General features: G+C 32.4%; 15 protein-coding genes. 5 read left to right on the top strand and 10 right to left on the bottom strand.

What is annotated here, in order from left to right:
* The first annotated feature begins 516 nt into the window (after positions 1 to 516).
* Entirely contained in the window at positions 517 to 2,001 is a 1,485-nt protein-coding gene (nhaC, locus tag NMK29_RS06370) for a Na+/H+ antiporter NhaC (RefSeq protein ID WP_108803092.1), read from the top strand.
* Between the two features lie 58 nt (positions 2,002 to 2,059).
* Here the strand turns inward: nhaC and NMK29_RS06365 are convergent, their stop codons facing one another.
* The gene (locus NMK29_RS06365) at positions 2,060 to 2,455 is read right to left on the bottom strand and encodes an acyl-CoA thioesterase (RefSeq protein ID WP_108803091.1); all 396 of its coding nucleotides are present in this window, start codon (positions 2,453 to 2,455) and stop codon (positions 2,060 to 2,062) included.
* Positions 2,456 to 2,546: 91 nt separating this feature from the next.
* On the opposite strand from NMK29_RS06365, the gene NMK29_RS06360 reads away from it, so the two are divergent.
* The 3 genes from NMK29_RS06360 (at position 2,547) to NMK29_RS06350 (ending at position 4,977) form a co-directional block, all read left to right on the top strand.
* Positions 2,547 to 3,176, top strand: a complete 630-nt coding sequence (locus tag NMK29_RS06360; RefSeq protein ID WP_108803090.1) for an NAD(P)H-dependent oxidoreductase — start codon at positions 2,547 to 2,549, stop codon at positions 3,174 to 3,176.
* A 70-nt stretch (positions 3,177 to 3,246) separates the two neighbouring features.
* Positions 3,247 to 3,702, top strand: a complete 456-nt coding sequence (locus NMK29_RS06355) for a thioredoxin family protein (protein ID WP_108803089.1) — start codon at positions 3,247 to 3,249, stop codon at positions 3,700 to 3,702.
* 84 nt (positions 3,703 to 3,786) lie between these two features.
* Positions 3,787 to 4,977 (top strand): DegT/DnrJ/EryC1/StrS aminotransferase family protein, encoded by a 1,191-nt coding sequence (locus NMK29_RS06350; RefSeq protein ID WP_108803088.1) that lies wholly within the window; start codon positions 3,787 to 3,789, stop codon positions 4,975 to 4,977.
* A 14-nt stretch (positions 4,978 to 4,991) separates the two neighbouring features.
* Here NMK29_RS06350 and ribB read toward each other — a convergent pair whose 3' ends face one another.
* The 6 genes from ribB to tpx form a co-directional block, all read right to left on the bottom strand.
* Positions 4,992 to 6,143 carry a 3,4-dihydroxy-2-butanone-4-phosphate synthase gene (ribB, locus tag NMK29_RS06345; RefSeq protein ID WP_108803087.1) on the bottom strand — a complete coding sequence of 384 codons (1,152 nt, stop codon included), beginning with the start codon at positions 6,141 to 6,143 and terminating at the stop codon, positions 4,992 to 4,994.
* Between the two features lie 69 nt (positions 6,144 to 6,212).
* On the bottom strand, positions 6,213 to 7,985 hold the full coding sequence (locus NMK29_RS06340; protein WP_234424248.1) for an LptF/LptG family permease: 1,773 nt from the start codon (positions 7,983 to 7,985) through the stop codon (positions 6,213 to 6,215).
* 143 nt (positions 7,986 to 8,128) lie between these two features.
* Positions 8,129 to 8,764: an outer membrane lipoprotein carrier protein LolA gene (locus tag NMK29_RS06335; protein WP_108803085.1), complete on the bottom strand. Its 636-nt coding sequence runs from the start codon at positions 8,762 to 8,764 to the stop codon at positions 8,129 to 8,131.
* Positions 8,765 to 8,809: 45 nt separating this feature from the next.
* On the bottom strand, positions 8,810 to 11,284 hold the full coding sequence (locus tag NMK29_RS06330; RefSeq protein WP_108803084.1) for a DNA translocase FtsK: 2,475 nt from the start codon (positions 11,282 to 11,284) through the stop codon (positions 8,810 to 8,812).
* Positions 11,285 to 11,351: 67 nt separating this feature from the next.
* Complete coding sequence (locus tag NMK29_RS06325) at positions 11,352 to 11,720, bottom strand: diacylglycerol kinase (RefSeq protein WP_108803083.1); 369 nt, start codon at positions 11,718 to 11,720, stop codon at positions 11,352 to 11,354.
* Between the two features lie 9 nt (positions 11,721 to 11,729).
* The gene (gene tpx, locus NMK29_RS06320; protein WP_108803082.1) at positions 11,730 to 12,230 is read right to left on the bottom strand and encodes a thiol peroxidase; all 501 of its coding nucleotides are present in this window, start codon (positions 12,228 to 12,230) and stop codon (positions 11,730 to 11,732) included.
* A 135-nt stretch (positions 12,231 to 12,365) separates the two neighbouring features.
* On the opposite strand from tpx, the gene NMK29_RS06315 reads away from it, so the two are divergent.
* Positions 12,366 to 14,465 carry a T9SS type A sorting domain-containing protein gene (locus NMK29_RS06315; RefSeq protein ID WP_108803081.1) on the top strand — a complete coding sequence of 700 codons (2,100 nt, stop codon included), beginning with the start codon at positions 12,366 to 12,368 and terminating at the stop codon, positions 14,463 to 14,465.
* A gap of 84 nt (positions 14,466 to 14,549) precedes the next feature.
* On the opposite strand, the gene NMK29_RS06310 is transcribed toward NMK29_RS06315, so the two are convergent.
* The 3 genes from NMK29_RS06310 to NMK29_RS06300 all read right to left on the bottom strand — a co-directional run bounded on the left by NMK29_RS06310 (position 14,550) and on the right by NMK29_RS06300 (position 15,810).
* Positions 14,550 to 14,807 (bottom strand): hypothetical protein, encoded by a 258-nt coding sequence (locus NMK29_RS06310; protein ID WP_108803080.1) that lies wholly within the window; start codon positions 14,805 to 14,807, stop codon positions 14,550 to 14,552.
* Positions 14,788 to 15,102 (bottom strand): co-chaperone YbbN, encoded by a 315-nt coding sequence (locus NMK29_RS06305; RefSeq protein WP_027392863.1) that lies wholly within the window; start codon positions 15,100 to 15,102, stop codon positions 14,788 to 14,790. The genes NMK29_RS06310 and NMK29_RS06305 overlap by 20 nt, the downstream gene beginning before the upstream one ends.
* Before the next feature lie 69 nt (positions 15,103 to 15,171).
* A complete protein-coding gene (locus tag NMK29_RS06300) occupies positions 15,172 to 15,810 on the bottom strand; it encodes a peroxiredoxin (RefSeq protein ID WP_027392864.1) in 639 nt (212 codons plus the stop codon).
* Positions 15,811 to 15,847 lie beyond the last annotated feature (37 nt).

Below are 15,847 nucleotides of genomic sequence, written 5' to 3'. Positions count from 1 at the left end.
AATAAATCTTTTTCACATTTCAAAAATATCATTAATCTGTAAGTTTCATATTTTATAATAAGTAAAGAAATAGCTATATATCGATAAAAAACAAATATAATCGATAAAATACATTTTTTACTTTTAAAATCAGCTAAAGAGTAGAAAATAATGAGCACAAAAAAGCCTCATTAATGAGGCTTATAATTTGTCAAATTCAATCTTGGGGGAAATTAAATTTGTTGGGGCAAAAAAACGTAAACAGATAATTCCAATTTTTCTCTCTCGTTATATATTCAATTCCTTTATATCTTTTCTTATGATGATTCAAAAGTACTTTATAAATACTTTTTTAATAAATATCCTTATACAAATATAATATATTTAATCGATAAAAAACAAATATAATCGGTAAAAAACACAAAATACTTTTAATTAGCCGAAAACTAAAGTCTTTTTATAACCAAACAAAAAAATACATTGCATAAATTTTATTAATATCGTAACATTACATCCTTAAAATTTCGAATACAACGTATGGAAAGTCAAAATATCAATCCCACTGGTCCCCAAAGTGAAGAAATTATTGAGAATAGAGAATTAAATATTTGGGAAGCATTAATTCCGATTATTGCTTTAGTAGGAATGTTATTTTACAATGTTTATTTTGCTTTTGGTGATGATGCCTTAAGTGGAAGTAATCAATTTATTTTACTTCTAGGAGCAGCGGTAGCTGCCATCGTTGGTTTTTTTAATAAAGTCTCTTACAAACAGATGATGGAGGAAGTTGCTCGAAATGTTAAATCAACTACTGGGGCTTTATTAATACTCCTTATGGTAGGTTCATTAGCAGGAACCTGGTTAATTAGTGGTATTATCCCCACAATGATTTATTATGGTTTGCAAATTCTTAATCCCACCATTTTTTTAGCTGCTTGTGTAATTATCTGTGCGATTATTTCTATTGCTACTGGTAGCTCTTGGACTACATCTGCAACTGTAGGTATAGCACTAATAGGAATTGGTGACACCTTAGGTATTTCGCTTGGTATGACTGCAGGTGCTGTTATTTCTGGAGCATATTTTGGTGATAAAATGTCTCCGTTATCAGATACCACGAACCTAGCTCCTGCGATGGCGGGAGGAGAATTATTTTCGCATATAAAATATATGACCTATACCACAGTGCCTACTGTGATAGTTACCCTTATTATTTTTATTATAATAGGACTTACATTAGATACTTCTGGGACTCCAGAAATTGGTCAACAATTAGAAGCAATAAAAAGCGCATTTACAATTTCTCCTTGGTTGTTTATAGTACCAGTTATTGTCATTGGTCTTATTATTAAAAAGACACCTCCGTTAATTGCTTTGCTAGCGGGAACATTATTAGGTGCTATCGCTGCAATTATTGCTCAGCCTGACATTGTTATGGATATAGCTGGAGCTGAAAAACTTGACTTCAATTCTGCATATATAGGTGTAATGAAAGCAATGACAGTAGATACGGCTGTTGAGACTTCTAGTAAAGAATTAAATGACCTATTTACAGCTGGTGGAATGTCCGGAATGCTTGGTACAATTTGGCTAATTGTTTGCGCTATGGTTTTTGGTGGTGTTATGGATGCTATTGGTGCTTTAGCAAGAATTAGCAAAGCTTTATTAAGTTTATTTGACTCTGTATTTGGATTATTTGCCAGTACCGTAGCTAGTTGTTTAGCATTAAATCTTACTGCTTCTGACCAATATTTAGCAATTGTAGTACCAGGAAGAATGTATGCCAAAGCATTTAAAGACAAAGGGCTTGCCCCAGAAAATTTGAGTAGAACTTTAGAAGATTCCGGAACAGTGACTTCGGTATTAGTTCCGTGGAATACCTGCGGAGCTTATCAAAGTGGTGTTTTAGGTGTTCCTGTCGTAGATTATTTCTTTTTTGCCATCTTCAATTGGCTTAGTCCGTTTACTACTTTACTTTTTGCTGCTTTCAGAATAAAAATTAAGCAATTAGGAGATAAATAGTAATATATATCATAATAAAAAAGCGCATTCTTTAAAGAGTGCGCTTTTTTATTAGTTTTCAGTTTTTATCAATAATAGGGATTGGTTTTTTATCATTATCAATTGCTACGAATTTAAATAACCCTGAAACCGCTATTTCACGATCATAGTTATACATCTCTTCTTTATAGATATCAACTTTTACCATACAACTAGTTCTACCCACTTCATGAATCCTAGCTACAAGCTCTATAATGGTACCTTCTGGAATAGGTTTTTCAAAATCAATTTTCCCTGTAGAAATAGTCACTACCTTTTTTCTACTAAAACGGGTAGCACAAATAAAAGAAACCTCATCCATCAATTGTAACGCTGTACCGCCGAATAAAGTTTCATAATGATTGGTTGTATTAGGAAAAACAGCCTTGAAGATCCTAGTTTCTGATCTTTTGATTAATTCATCAATAGTATTCATACAATAGTTATATAGTTTTTTCTTATCATTTTAATGAATAAAGATACTCGTTATACCTGTATCTTTGTTCTATATTTTTTAAAATTCTAGGATGGAAATTATTGAAAGCCTTCAATGGCGATATGCGACAAAAAAGTTTGATAATACTCGTACACTACCACAAGAGAAAATAGATATACTTACTACAGCTTTTAACCTAACTGCCACTTCTTATGGATTGCAACCTTTAAAACTTGTTGTTTTAAATGATAAGGAAATTCAGAAAGAACTTACCGCACATTCTTGGAATCAACAACAAGTAGCGGATGCATCTCATATCTTAATTTTTTGTATTGAAAACACAGTAGGTGAAGCATATATCACAAAATATTTTGATAATGTAAAAGCAATAAGAGATACTCCCGAGGAAATATTAAAACCTTTTAAAGAGCAACTGATAGATTCTTTTGGAAATAAAAGTGCAGATGAAATTTCTAATTGGGCAGCTAAACAAGCATATTTAGCTATGGGAAATCTGTTAACCGTATGCGCAACAGAAAAAATAGATGCCTGTCCTATGGAAGGTTTTATTCCTGAAAAATATGACGAAATTCTGAATCTTACTCAATTGGGGTTAACTTCTGTGTTAGTTCTACCTGTTGGATATCGATCTAAAGATGATATGTTTGCTGATTTAAAAAAAGTAAGACGTTCTATTAATGAAACCGTCATTACATTGTAATCAATACTTGGCAGGATATTTGGTGTCTTAAAAATGTTATATTTTTGTTGCACATAAAACTTAATAAAAAATGAGAAAAATAGTTCTGTTTTTATCATTAATCGCTACAACGGCTGTATTTGCTCAAAATAGTGAGTTGTACTGGTTAAATGATTTTGAAACTGCTAAAGAAATTTCTAAAGATGCTAAGAAACCAATTCTTATGTATTTTACCGGTAGTGATTGGTGTGCTCCTTGTATTATGCTTGAAGAAGATTTTTTTAGTACCATGAGATTTAAGGAACTATCAAAAAGAGTGATTTTATTAAAAGTAGATATTCCCAGAAGAATGGATGTAATTTCTGAGGAACAATTAAAAGCAAATAAAAAACTACTAGCTAAATATAATAAAGAAGGTGGGTTTCCTAATATAATTGCACTCAATCATAAAGGGAAAGTACTTGGTAAACAAGGCTCCTATAGTGCTTCTCTTAGAGATCCTGCTAGATACTTTAGTTTTGTTACCATGATTATTGAGAATGACTAAATAAAAAGATAAAACATACACTATATAATCAAAACTCTTTTCGGTATTTTTGCCGAAAAGAGTTTTTAATTTAACACCTCACCTATGCCTGGATTCGAGCTATTTGGAGCTGAAGAAAAAAAAGAAGTTCAAGATGTATTAGACAATGGAGTTTTAATGCGTTATGGTTTTGATGGGAATCGTAATGGACATTATAAAGCTTTAGAACTTGAAAGAGATTTAGCTGCAAGAATGCAAACGAAATATGCTCAAGTAGTATCTAGTGGTACAGCAGCTCTTACAGTGGCTTTAGCCTCTGCTGGTATTGGGTCAGGTGATGAAGTAATCATGCCTACCTTTACTTTTGTAGCCAGTTTTGAAGCAATCCTTTCTGTTGGAGCTACTCCTATCTTATGTGATATTGATGACACATTAACTTTAAATCCTAAGGCGGTAAAGGCTGCAATTACATCAAAAACTAAAGCGGTTATGCCCGTTCATATGTGTGGTTCTATGGCTGATTTAAAGGCCTTAAAAGCAATCTGTGAAGAGAACAATTTAATCCTTTTAGAAGATGCATGCCAAGCAATTGGAGGTAGTTATGATGGTAAACCATTAGGTAGTTATGGTGATTTAGGATGTTTTTCTTTTGATTATGTAAAAACTGTTACCTGCGGAGAAGGTGGTGGATTGATCACCAATTCTAAAACATACGCTGATAATGCTCATAAGTATCAAGATCATGGACACGATCACGTTGGTAACGATCGCGGAGCAGAATCACACCCCTTTTTAGGATATAATTATAGACTTTCTGAATTGAATGCTGCTGTTGGTATTGCTCAATTAAGAAAGTTAGATCAGACTATAGCTATTCAAGAAAAAAATTACTCAATTTTTCGAGAGGCTTTATCAGACTTACCACAAGTAAGTTTTAGACGAGTTCCAGAAACTGGAGTTGAAAGTTATGCTTTTTTAAATATATTCTTACCTTCTGAAGACTTAGCAAGAAAAGGACACAAGGCCCTTGGTAGTCAAGGAGTAGATGCCTGTTTTTATTGGTTCGATAATAACTGGCACTATTATAAAAAATGGGAACATCTATTACAGCCTACATCGTTAAATGCGTTATCGCAAGCACAGTTAGATGGTTTACAAAGAAATAATCAATCTTTTGATGCTAGTGATGCTTGGATGGGTAGAACAATTTCTTGTTTAATAAAAGTAGGTTGGTCCGAAGCAGAGGTAAAAGAAAGAGCTTCAAAAATGATTGAAGCTCTACAAAGTATATTATAAAAAGGGACGGTTTCTTAGTAGTTTACATATTCTACTATTTCTAATCCGTACCCTATCATTCCAACACGTTTTTGTTGAACAGAGTTAGACACTAATCTAAGTTTATGAATATTTAGGTCGTGTAAAATTTGAGCACCTATCCCAAAATCCTTGGTATCCATTGCTATTTTTGGTGCTTTAACAATATCACTTCCGTTTTGTGCTTCGTGTAACGCTTTTAATCTGTTTAATAAATTAAAAGACTGGCTTTCTTGATTAATAAAAACAATTGCGCCTTTACCTTCTTTGTTAATACGAGTGAACATAGCATCCAAACGTTCATCTGCATTGTTGGTTAGCGTACCAAGAATATCATTATTAAACAATGTAGAATTGATACGAGTAAGTACCGGTTCATTATCGGACCAACTTCCTTTTGTCAATGCTATATGAATTTGACTATTTGTCGTCTGCTTATAAGCTCGTAATCTAAAACTTCCAAAACGTGTTACGATATCAAAATCTTCTTTCTTTTCTATAAGCGAATCGTGTTGCATGCGATACGCAACTAAATCCTCAATAGAAACTAATTTAAGATCATACTTTTTAGCAACCTCTACTAATTGAGGAAGTCTTGCCATTGTACCATCCTCGTTCATAATCTCTACAATAACACCAGCAGGTTGTAATCCTGCTAATCTAGCAAAATCAATTGCAGCTTCTGTATGTCCTGTTCGTCGTAAAACACCACCTTCTTTTGCTTTTAATGGAAAAATATGGCCAGGTCTTGCTAAATCATAAGATTTAGTATCTGGGTCAATTAAAGCTTTCACAGTTTTAGCACGATCACTAGCAGAAATCCCTGTGGTTACTCCATTCCCTTTAAGATCTACAGAAATTGTAAAAGCCGTTTCCATAGGATCCGTATTGTTATCGACCATCATATTTAGTTTAAGGTCTTCACAACGCTGTTCTGTTATTGGAGTACAAATTAACCCTCTCCCATGAGTTGCCATAAAATTGATCATTTCCGGAGTAACTTTTTCCGCTGCTGCAAGAAAATCTCCTTCATTCTCTCTATCTTCATCATCAACCACAATAATCACCTTTCCTTGGCGAATATCCTCTATAGCTTCTTGGATAGTATTCAGTTTTAACTTGTTTTTAGTCTCAGTAACTTGTGACATAGCAATACAATTCTTAATTTAAAAGCAAAGGTACTTTATATAATTATTAAATGGAATAGTATCCACTAATTATCTGATTTTCTTAAAATCTTTATTCAATCTCTTAGTATAGAAAAAATATACTATCGGAAATAATGGAATGCCGACAATTAGAAAAAATATCAAGGATGGTTTCTCTAATAACCCTTCAAGTTTTGTATAAAAACTTTTTAGATTAGCATATGACTTAGCAAAAAAGACGAGATACGAGATTACACCTAGACCATTAAAAATTAATAGCATTGTTTTATTACCACCAGCATCCTTTGAGATCAACATAATTACAATATTTACTATTAACAATAGTAAAAACAATGCAAACACTAACGAAGAATTTTCTTGAAAACTTATTTTATTTTTCTCAACTTCAATAAGAGTATTTTGATCTATCTCTATATCAATTTCTTGATCAATCGATAAACTTTTATTTTTATTCTTTTTATCCGATCTCTTTTCAAAAAAATCTCGAATAGGTTGAACTAACATGTCAAAGCTCGCTAATCCTCTATCTCTAGTAGCTCTATACGTTAGGAAAATACTAAGTGGAAAAATAATAAACGTAGACAACCAAGATCCAACAAATGGAGGAATCCCTCCTTCTTCTGCCCCATTCTTAGCAAAGATTCCAATAAAATGATATGTTAGAAATAGAACAACTCCGATAACAATTGGCAACCCTAATCCTCCTTTTCTTATAATCGCACCTAATGGAGCTCCTACGAAAAATAATAGAATACAAGCTATACCTAGAGCGTACTTATCATGTAATGACATTTCATACTTGTTAAGTGCTCTCTTTTTAACATCTAATGTTCTTTTAGCTGTTTGAAGTCTTCTTATGACTCCATCAACGTTAGAAAATGCCAGATTATAGATTTGAGACTTTTGCTTAGTATTAAATCGATCATTTATTAAATCTATAGTATCCTTTGCAGCTACTTTTAAGGTATCTATTTTTAGATTTCTATTTAATTCTTTAAAACCGTTTCTTCGATTTACATCATCCTCGGTTGTAATATTTTCTTGATTTACCTGAATAGATAACGTATCTATTTGTTGTCTTAGTCCATTTACATTTAACATATTATACCCTTTACTATATTGTTGAGCATCCATATCAACATTATCCAAAGATGACAAGTCTATATTTAATATGTATTGTTTAAAATGGGTTTTAGCAAACGGCAGTTTTTTTCTTTTTTTAGGAGATTTTGGTTGAACCTCTTCATAATAATTTCCATCATTTAAGACAAGTGTAATCAAATCAGAATCAATACTTCCTTGTAATTCTCCATCGGTAGCTTTTATTACAGTAAAATTACCAAGTCTTGCACCTTTTTTATGAATGATCACATCTTTTAAGAATTGATCATTATCTCCATATTTTTCTGATACACGTATATTAATATCTCCCAAATCATTAAACTGATTGGGAGTAATCACCATAGCCGGTTTGACTTTTACAATATTTTTACGGAGGTTTACAAACTTACGCTCAGAATTAGGAATTACGGTATTGGAAAATAAAAACGCACCAATACCTACAAAAAATATAAAAACAGCTAATGTTCTCATAGCTCTCTGCAATGATATTCCAGATGATTTCATTGCAGCAAACTCATAGTTTTCTGCAAAATTACCAAATATCATTATTGATGTAAGAAGAATGGTCAATGGCAGTACCATTGGTATTAATCTAGGAGTAGCATATGTTAAAAACTTTATTATTACTGCAAAATCTAAATCCTTTCCAGCTAACTCTGATATAAATAACCAGATTGTTTGCAATAAAAGAATAAACATAATGATAATAAAGAGTGGGAAAAAAGTCTTTAAAAAAGTCGTTAGAATATATCTGTCAAGTATTTTCACCTATTCGTCTGTAAAATAAATCCCGAAATCTTCGGGATGTAAATTGTTTTTAATATTAGCCTATAAATATATCATTAATCTAAACGATTGATATAATAATTAGCATATTTTGATTCATCGAAAACAAATAATGTTTTTGACAATGGTTGATTTGTTTTAAAACTATTTACTGTAATTGTAATATTAGTTCCATTATTTTGCATCAAAATCAATTTATAAATATGTTTTGTTTGCTTATCTATACCTAATAAAATTTCTTTTAATTCACTATTAGAATCAATAGGAACCAATTTAACAAATTGAATCTTTCTTCCTTGTACATCTTGCACAATATCTAACTTAGAAGTATAACCATCTTCATAAAAAGTAAGCATTTTTGAAGGGGTAACACTGGATTCATCTTCGGCACTCTGAGAAGAAATATTTATTTCTTCATCCTCAGGAACTATCATATGCAATTTCTTACCATCATACATTTGCTCAGTCCCCATTAAATTTAATAAGTACTTTTCTCCCAAAAGAGTTACGTCACCTCTTGTTTCTTGAGAAACATTTTCCGCTGGGTTATTAAGCGCGTATTTAAACCCAATAACTATATTATCATAACTCTTTACTTTAGTGGACACCTCATCCAAAAGTTTTTTAGCATCTTGTGCTTGAGTATTTGCTATAAAAAGTGTTACTACTAAAAAAAATATTCTATGTATCATCTATGTATTTCTATTGTATTTAAAAAACTCTTTTATATAATTTAATTACTTTTCAGCGTCTAACAATTGTTTTAAAGCAATTAAATCTGTTACTAAAACTTGCCTAGCCTTGCTCCCTTCAAAAGGGCCTACAATACCGGCTGCTTCTAATTGATCAATTAATCTTCCTGCTCTATTATAACCTAATTTAAGTTTTCTTTGTAATAAAGACGCCGAACCTTGCTGCGCTGTGACAATAACTTCTGCTGCATCATTAAAAAGTTTATCTCTATCTTTTACATCTATATCAAGACTTGTGCCACTTTCTTCTCCAGAATATTCTGGTAATAAGTGCGCATCTGGATACGCTTTTTGGCTTCCTATAAACTCTGTAATCCTCTCTACTTCTGGCGTATCTACGAAGGCACATTGAATCCTAACTAGATCATTACCTTGTGTATATAACATATCTCCTCGACCAATCAATTGATCCGCACCACCAGTATCTAAAATCGTACGAGAATCAATTTTAGATGTTACCCTAAAAGCAATTCTTGCCGGAAAATTCGCTTTAATCATACCGGTAATTACATTCACCGAAGGTCTTTGAGTTGCAATAATTAAATGTATCCCAATAGCCCTTGCCAATTGTGCTAATCTAGCAATTGGTGTTTCTACCTCTTTACCAGCGGTCATAATAAGATCTGCAAACTCATCTACTACAAGTACTATATAAGGTAAAAACTTATGCCCATTTTCTGGATTTAATTTTCTAGCTCTAAACTTAGCGTTATACTCCTTAATATTACGGACCATTGCATTTTTTAGCAAATCGTACCGAGCATCCATTTCTATACAAAGAGAATTCAATGTATTAATCACCTTGTTATTATCAGTAATAATAGCTTCTTCTTCATCTGGTAGTTTGGCCAAATAATGACGTTCTATTTTATTAAATAAGGTAAGTTCAACTTTTTTAGGATCTACTAAAACAAACTTAACTTCTGCAGGGTGTTTTTTATACAAGAGCGATGTTAAGATAGCATTTAATCCTACTGATTTACCTTGTCCTGTTGCTCCAGCCATTAATAAGTGAGGCATTTTAGCTAAATCCACAACAAAAGTCTCATTAGAAATTGTTTTTCCTAAAGATAAAGGAAGCTCCATCTCTGCTCCTTGAAACTTAGAAGAAGCAATCGCTGATCTCATAGAAACAATTGTCGATTTTTTATTAGGTACTTCAATACCGATAGTTCCTTTACCAGGAATCGGAGCAATAATTCTGATTCCTAAAGCTGCTAAAGAAAGAGCAATATCATCTTCTAAATTTTTAATTTTAGAAATACGGATTCCAGCTTCTGGTACTATTTCATAAAGCGTAACTGTAGGACCAACTGTAGCCTTAATCTGAGCAATTTCTATTTTGTAGTTTTTTAATGTTTCTACAATACGATTTTTATTTTCTTCTAACTCCCCTTGATCAATAGTTATCCCTCCATTTTGAATTGAATAATCTTTTAACAATTCAATAGTTGGGAACTTAAAATTACCTAGTTCTAATTTTGGATCAAACTCACCAAAATCTTTCACCAGTTTTGCACTTAAGTTTTCAACTTCCTCTTCTTCCACAACAGTCTCGACTTCCATAGCAATGTCATCAGGATTATCTCCGGACTTGATAATTAATTTTTCAGGAATTTCATCAGATTGGTTTTCTGGATTACCGAAAAACTCGTTTACAGTTGTTTTGGTAGAATTGGTAGCCGTCTTAGTTTCTGTCGAAGTTTTAACTTTTTCTAATACAGGTGTATCTACTGAGAGTTCTTTAGTATCGCCTGCAGATATATTCTCTGTCTTAGATACTACTTCTTTATTTTCTTTTCTTTGGGTTCTCGAACCATTTATCTTTTTAGCAGACTCATAATCCTTTGTAATCTCCGTTTGGGTTTTCCTTAAAGAAGCAGAAATTTTTTCTGGAGTATAACGCAAGCGGACAACTATATATACAATTGCAAAAAACGCTAAAACCAATACGGTTCCTATAAAACCAATATAGTCCTGCATCAAATCATTAATTTCGAACCCTATCACTCCTGCAAATAATCCACTTTCTTTTTGTACAAAACCAAAAATCACAGAAATCCATAGCATCACCAGCGTTCCCCAGAACCAAAATCCTGCAAGCTTCTTTTTGTTTAGATCAAAAAACAAATAAACTCCAGATAAAGAAATCAATACTGGAATTATTATTGCAGAAATACCAAACCCTCTAAAAATAAAAAAGTCGCTGACTTTTGCCCCTGATATACTTAGCCAGTTTTTAGCAGAAGAAGTTCTATTTGGAAATTGAGATATTTCGCTTTGATCTATTTTCCAATTAAAGAAAAATGATACAAACGCAAAGAATAATGCAATCCCCAAAAAAAACAGGAAACTACCCAAAATAACTTTTTGTTGTCTGGATAAGGTTAGTTTTTCTTTTAAAGGAGTTTTAGGTTTTTTTGAAGTTTTCCTTTTTGTTGTTACCTTTTTTTTTGCCATTTTTTGGATGTGTTATCGCAAAAATACGAATATCTATATTGGAACGTAAAAATGGAAAAAAAATTTTCTAGAATAAATATGGATAGTAAATAATACAACCAATAATAACCGCCGTTATTGCAGCAATAAATACTGCTCCGGCTGCAATATCTTTAATAAATCCAATTTTATTATGAAAATCAGGATGTATAAAATCTGCAATTGCTTCTATGGCTGTATTTACTCCTTCGACACTCATAACAAGACCAATTGCAAAGGTTTGTAATATCCATTCTATTCCTGTGATATTATTATAAAAGCCAAGGGCTGTCATCACAATTGCGATAACAGCCTGTACTTGTATACTTGGTTCTGTTTTTAAGAGTATTAGCGCACCTTTTATCGCATATCCACAACCACGTAATCTACCAACAATAAACGTTGAGAATTTACTCATAGTTAATTTTTATGCTAATGTCTTTATAGCTTCAGCATAATTAGGTTCTTGTGCAATTTCTGGTACTTGTTCTGCGTGCACAACAACACCTTCTTGATCAACAACAATTACAGCTCTTGAGTGAAGTCCTTTCATTGGACCATCAACTATTTCTAATCCATAATCTTTTCCAAACTTACCATCTCTAAAATCAGAATGATTAACTACATTTTCTAATCCTTCTGCACCGCAGAATCTAGCTTGCGCGAATGGTAAATCTCGGGAGACACATAGAACTTTAGTATTCGATAAATTACTAGCCTCTTTATTAAATTGTCTAACCGAAGCTGCACAAACTCCAGTATCAATTGACGGGAAAATATTCAAAACAACTCTTGAACCTTTATAATCTGAAAGTTTGGATACGGATAAATCTGTATTTACCAATTCAAAATCCGGAGCTGATTCACCTACTTTAGGTAATTCTCCATTTGTATGTATTGCGTTTCCACCTAGTGTTATTGCTGCCATTTTGTGTGTTTTTGTACCTAAAAATTAGGTAGGTTTATTTTTACTTCAAGTTTACACATAACAGGAGAAATAAAAAAATTTTTAGGGTTTTAAACAGAATAATTGTTTTTATAATAACACAAACCTTTATTCACTATGAGAAAAACCAATATCTTAACGCTATTTGCATTCACACTATTTTCTTTAGTTAATGCTCAAAAGACACCCGAAGAAATAGCACGGGAATGGATCAATGAGAATAAAGCAACTCTCAAAATTGCTATAGATGATAATCTTATGCTTAGAGCTTCTAGAACGAGCTTATCTGGCCACACATTAAGATATCAGCAAACTATCAATAACATTCCAGTTTATGATACTGAGCTAACTATACATGTTTCTAAAAAAAACAAAGTTACCCATGTAGCTGATAATTATGATATAAACGTAGCTAAAATAAGTACTACACCAGTTGTTTTTAAAACATCTGCGTTAGATATAGCCAAGGCACATATAGATGCTAAAGGGTACTTTTCTAGAGAAGAATCTAAATTATACGTGTACAACAAAATGGGTAGCACAAAACTAGTTTATGTTAATAAAATTAGAGCAACCACTCCAATTGGGTATTGGGAAGTAATTGTAGATGCGCAAACAGGAGAAGTATTAAAATCACAAAACATAGATATTGAACATAATTTTAAATTTATTAATAAAAAAAATACTACTCTTGATCGTAATGAAGATGATAAAGGCATAGCAAAAGATCTTCAAAATCAGAAGAAAAATGAAGCTGCTTCATTTCTGGTAGAAGGATCAGGAATGATATTTGACCCAGACCCTTTATCTGCAACGGGCCAAACTTATGGTGGGAATTATGCTGATAATAATGATGCAACTAACGCACAGTTAGATGCGGCTCGCACATCTGTTGTACTTAAAGATATTACTCTAACTAATGGCGTATATAGATTAAAAGGACCATATGTAGAAATTGCGGATCTTCAGGCACCTTCTAAAGGGCTATTCACTCAAGCAAATTCAAATTTTAATTTTAACAGAAGTGAAGATGGTTTTGAAGCTGTAAACTGTTATTACCATTTAGATAAAAGTCTGCGTTATATTAATGAAACACTTGGTATTGATTTAGTATCATTATTTAATAACGGAGTTTTAGAATATGATCCTAGTAGCTTTAATGGAGCTGACAATTCCTCATATGGTGGTGGTCAATTAAATTTTGGAGAAGGAGGAGTTGATGACGCAGAGGATGCTGATGTTATTCTTCATGAATTAGGGCACGGATTACACGATTGGATTACTAACGGTTCTTTATCACAAGTAGAAGCTTTAAGCGAAGGATGTGGAGATTATTGGGCGCAGTCATATAAAAGAAGCTTAGGACAATGGCAATCAACCGATGCTTCTTATCATTTTGTTTTTGGATGGGATGGTCATAATCAATTCTGGGGTGGAAGATCAACTAATTATTCTGCTCAATACCCTAATGATCTTATCACTGGTTTTAATCACAATAATGGGCAAATTTGGGCAACTAGTTTGATGAGAATTTTTGATGTTATTGGTAGAGAGAAAACAGATAAGGCTTTTTTAGAAGGACTAGGAATGACAAATAGTTCTACTAATCAAGAAAATGCTGCTATTGCTGTTAGACAAGCAGCAATAGACATGGGATATAGTTGTGCAGATGTTGATGTATTTACAACTGAATTTACAACAACTGGATATACAATGCCCGCAATTGATCTTGTAGTTAATTGTCCACAAGATCAATCTGTCTCTCCAGACGCTGGAAGTTCGTCTTATACAGTCCAAGATTATACTCCTATGGCCAATGCTATTAATACAGGATGTAATGCCAGCATTACTCAAGACCCAATAGCAGGCACATTACTACCAGAAGGTGTTCATGCAATAACAATAACAGCAACCGGAAACACTTCTGTCACTTGTACTTTTAATCTAACCGTAGATAATAACACACTTGACACAGAAGATTTCATTGAGAAAACTGGTATTACGCTCTACCCGGTTCCAGCTAAAGATAATATTATTTTAGATGGGAAATTTGACAATAAAGAAACGCTTCAAATATATAATCTTGTAGGTCAACAATTAATGGAAATCTCGATCACAGAAAACATAACAAGAATAAACATTTCTAAATTACCTAAAGGAGTCTATTTTGGATCTTTCAAAAACAAAAAGGGGACTTTAAAATTTGTAAAAGATTAACACATATCGGTTATTCTTAAATATAAAAAAAACCACTCATCATTAATGATGAGTGGTTTTTTTTATATTTAAAAGCAATCTTTTTTAGGAATCAATAGATCCCATAACTCGCTGCATAAAATTATTTAGCGCCTCTTTTTTAGGGGTACCATCCTTAATCATTTTATTAACTTCGATAGCTCCGTACATATTAGAAATCAACTCTCCTATCACATCTAACTCTTCATCTTTTAGAGAAGGAACTTCCGTAAGAGTTTCTAACGTTTCAATCGTTTCTACCACAAAATCCTCATCGTTTTCTTCAATAAAAGAGGTAAGGTGTTTAATTATTGGCAACTTCATCTACTAATTCTTTTAGAATGTCAAACTTATTTGTCTGAACCTGATTTACAAAAACTCCATTTTTAAAAGTGGCAAACGTAGGAAGGTTATCCACTGTAGCCATCTTTCTAGATTCAGGATTTTTTTCAGCATCCACTATAACAAATGCGGTATCATTTTTTTCTGAAGCTAATTTTTTAAATTTAGGCTTCATAATTCTACAGTTTCCACACCAAGTTGCAGAGTACTGAACTACTACTGTATTGTTATCTTTTATTACCTCAGAAAGGTTATCCGTTGTTAATTCTTGAACCATAATTTATAAAACTATAAAAGAAACTTCTCCAAAACATGGGTTTTGAAGAAGTTTTCAAACTATTATTTCTTAGTGAGAAGCTAAGTAAGAAGCTACTCCATCTCTATTAGCCGACATAGCATCTTTTCCTTCTTCCCAATTTGCAGGACATACTTCGCCATTTTTCTGAACGTGAGCATAAGCATCAATTAATCTCAAAAACTCAGCTACGTTTCTACCAACTGGCATATGATTAACTCCTTCATGAAAAACTGTACCTTCTTCATCTATAAGGTAAGTAGCTCTATAAGTAACATTATCACCTTCTACAGTTACTACTCCAGTTTCTTCATTATAAGTTTCGTTAGTAATATCTAAAATTCCTAATGTATTAGAAAGATTACGGTTAGAATCCGCTAATATTGGATACGTAACACCTTCAATTCCACCATTATCCTTAGAAGTATTTAACCACGCGAAATGAACTTCTGGAGTGTCACAAGAAGCTCCTATAACAATTGTGTTTCTTTTTTCGAATTCAGCAAGTGCTTCTTGAAAAGCATGTAATTCAGTTGGACAAACAAAAGTAAAATCCTTTGGATACCAGAATAATAAAACTTTTTTGTTATTATTTTTAGCCTCTTCCAATACGTTAAGTTTGAAAGTATCTCCCATATCGTTCATTGCATCAACGTTTAAATTCGGGAATTTTTTACCTACAAATGCCATTTTTTGTTTTTTAAAATGTGATTAATTATTTTTTGAA

Source organism: Aquimarina sp. Aq107, assembly GCF_943733665.1.
Classification (GTDB): Bacteria; Bacteroidota; Bacteroidia; order Flavobacteriales; family Flavobacteriaceae; genus Aquimarina.
Note: the sequence above shows the minus strand (reverse complement) of the source record. Positions and strands in the feature narration are given on the sequence as shown.

Bases quoted from the DNA above. Each gene is read 5' to 3' on its own strand.
- NMK29_RS06300 (WP_027392864.1), bottom strand. From the start codon at position 15,810: ATGGCATTTGTAGGTAAAAAATTCCCGAATTTAAACGTTGATGCAATG.
- NMK29_RS06310 (WP_108803080.1), bottom strand. From the start codon at position 14,807: ATGAAGTTGCCAATAATTAAACACCTTACCTCTTTTATTGAAGAAAAC.
- NMK29_RS06365 (WP_108803091.1), bottom strand. From the start codon at position 2,455: ATGAATACTATTGATGAATTAATCAAAAGATCAGAAACTAGGATCTTC.
- nhaC (WP_108803092.1), top strand. From the start codon at position 517: ATGGAAAGTCAAAATATCAATCCCACTGGTCCCCAAAGTGAAGAAATT.
- ribB (WP_108803087.1), bottom strand. From the start codon at position 6,143: ATGTCACAAGTTACTGAGACTAAAAACAAGTTAAAACTGAATACTATC.
- NMK29_RS06350 (WP_108803088.1), top strand. From the start codon at position 3,787: ATGCCTGGATTCGAGCTATTTGGAGCTGAAGAAAAAAAAGAAGTTCAA.
- NMK29_RS06335 (WP_108803085.1), bottom strand. From the start codon at position 8,764: ATGATACATAGAATATTTTTTTTAGTAGTAACACTTTTTATAGCAAAT.
- NMK29_RS06325 (WP_108803083.1), bottom strand. From the start codon at position 11,720: ATGAGTAAATTCTCAACGTTTATTGTTGGTAGATTACGTGGTTGTGGA.
- NMK29_RS06340 (WP_234424248.1), bottom strand. From the start codon at position 7,985: ATGTTTATTCTTTTATTGCAAACAATCTGGTTATTTATATCAGAGTTA.
- tpx (WP_108803082.1), bottom strand. From the start codon at position 12,230: ATGGCAGCAATAACACTAGGTGGAAACGCAATACATACAAATGGAGAA.
- NMK29_RS06355 (WP_108803089.1), top strand. From the start codon at position 3,247: ATGAGAAAAATAGTTCTGTTTTTATCATTAATCGCTACAACGGCTGTA.
- NMK29_RS06305 (WP_027392863.1), bottom strand. From the start codon at position 15,102: ATGGTTCAAGAATTAACAACGGATAACCTTTCTGAGGTAATAAAAGAT.
- NMK29_RS06315 (WP_108803081.1), top strand. From the start codon at position 12,366: ATGAGAAAAACCAATATCTTAACGCTATTTGCATTCACACTATTTTCT.
- NMK29_RS06360 (WP_108803090.1), top strand. From the start codon at position 2,547: ATGGAAATTATTGAAAGCCTTCAATGGCGATATGCGACAAAAAAGTTT.
- NMK29_RS06330 (WP_108803084.1), bottom strand. From the start codon at position 11,284: ATGGCAAAAAAAAAGGTAACAACAAAAAGGAAAACTTCAAAAAAACCT.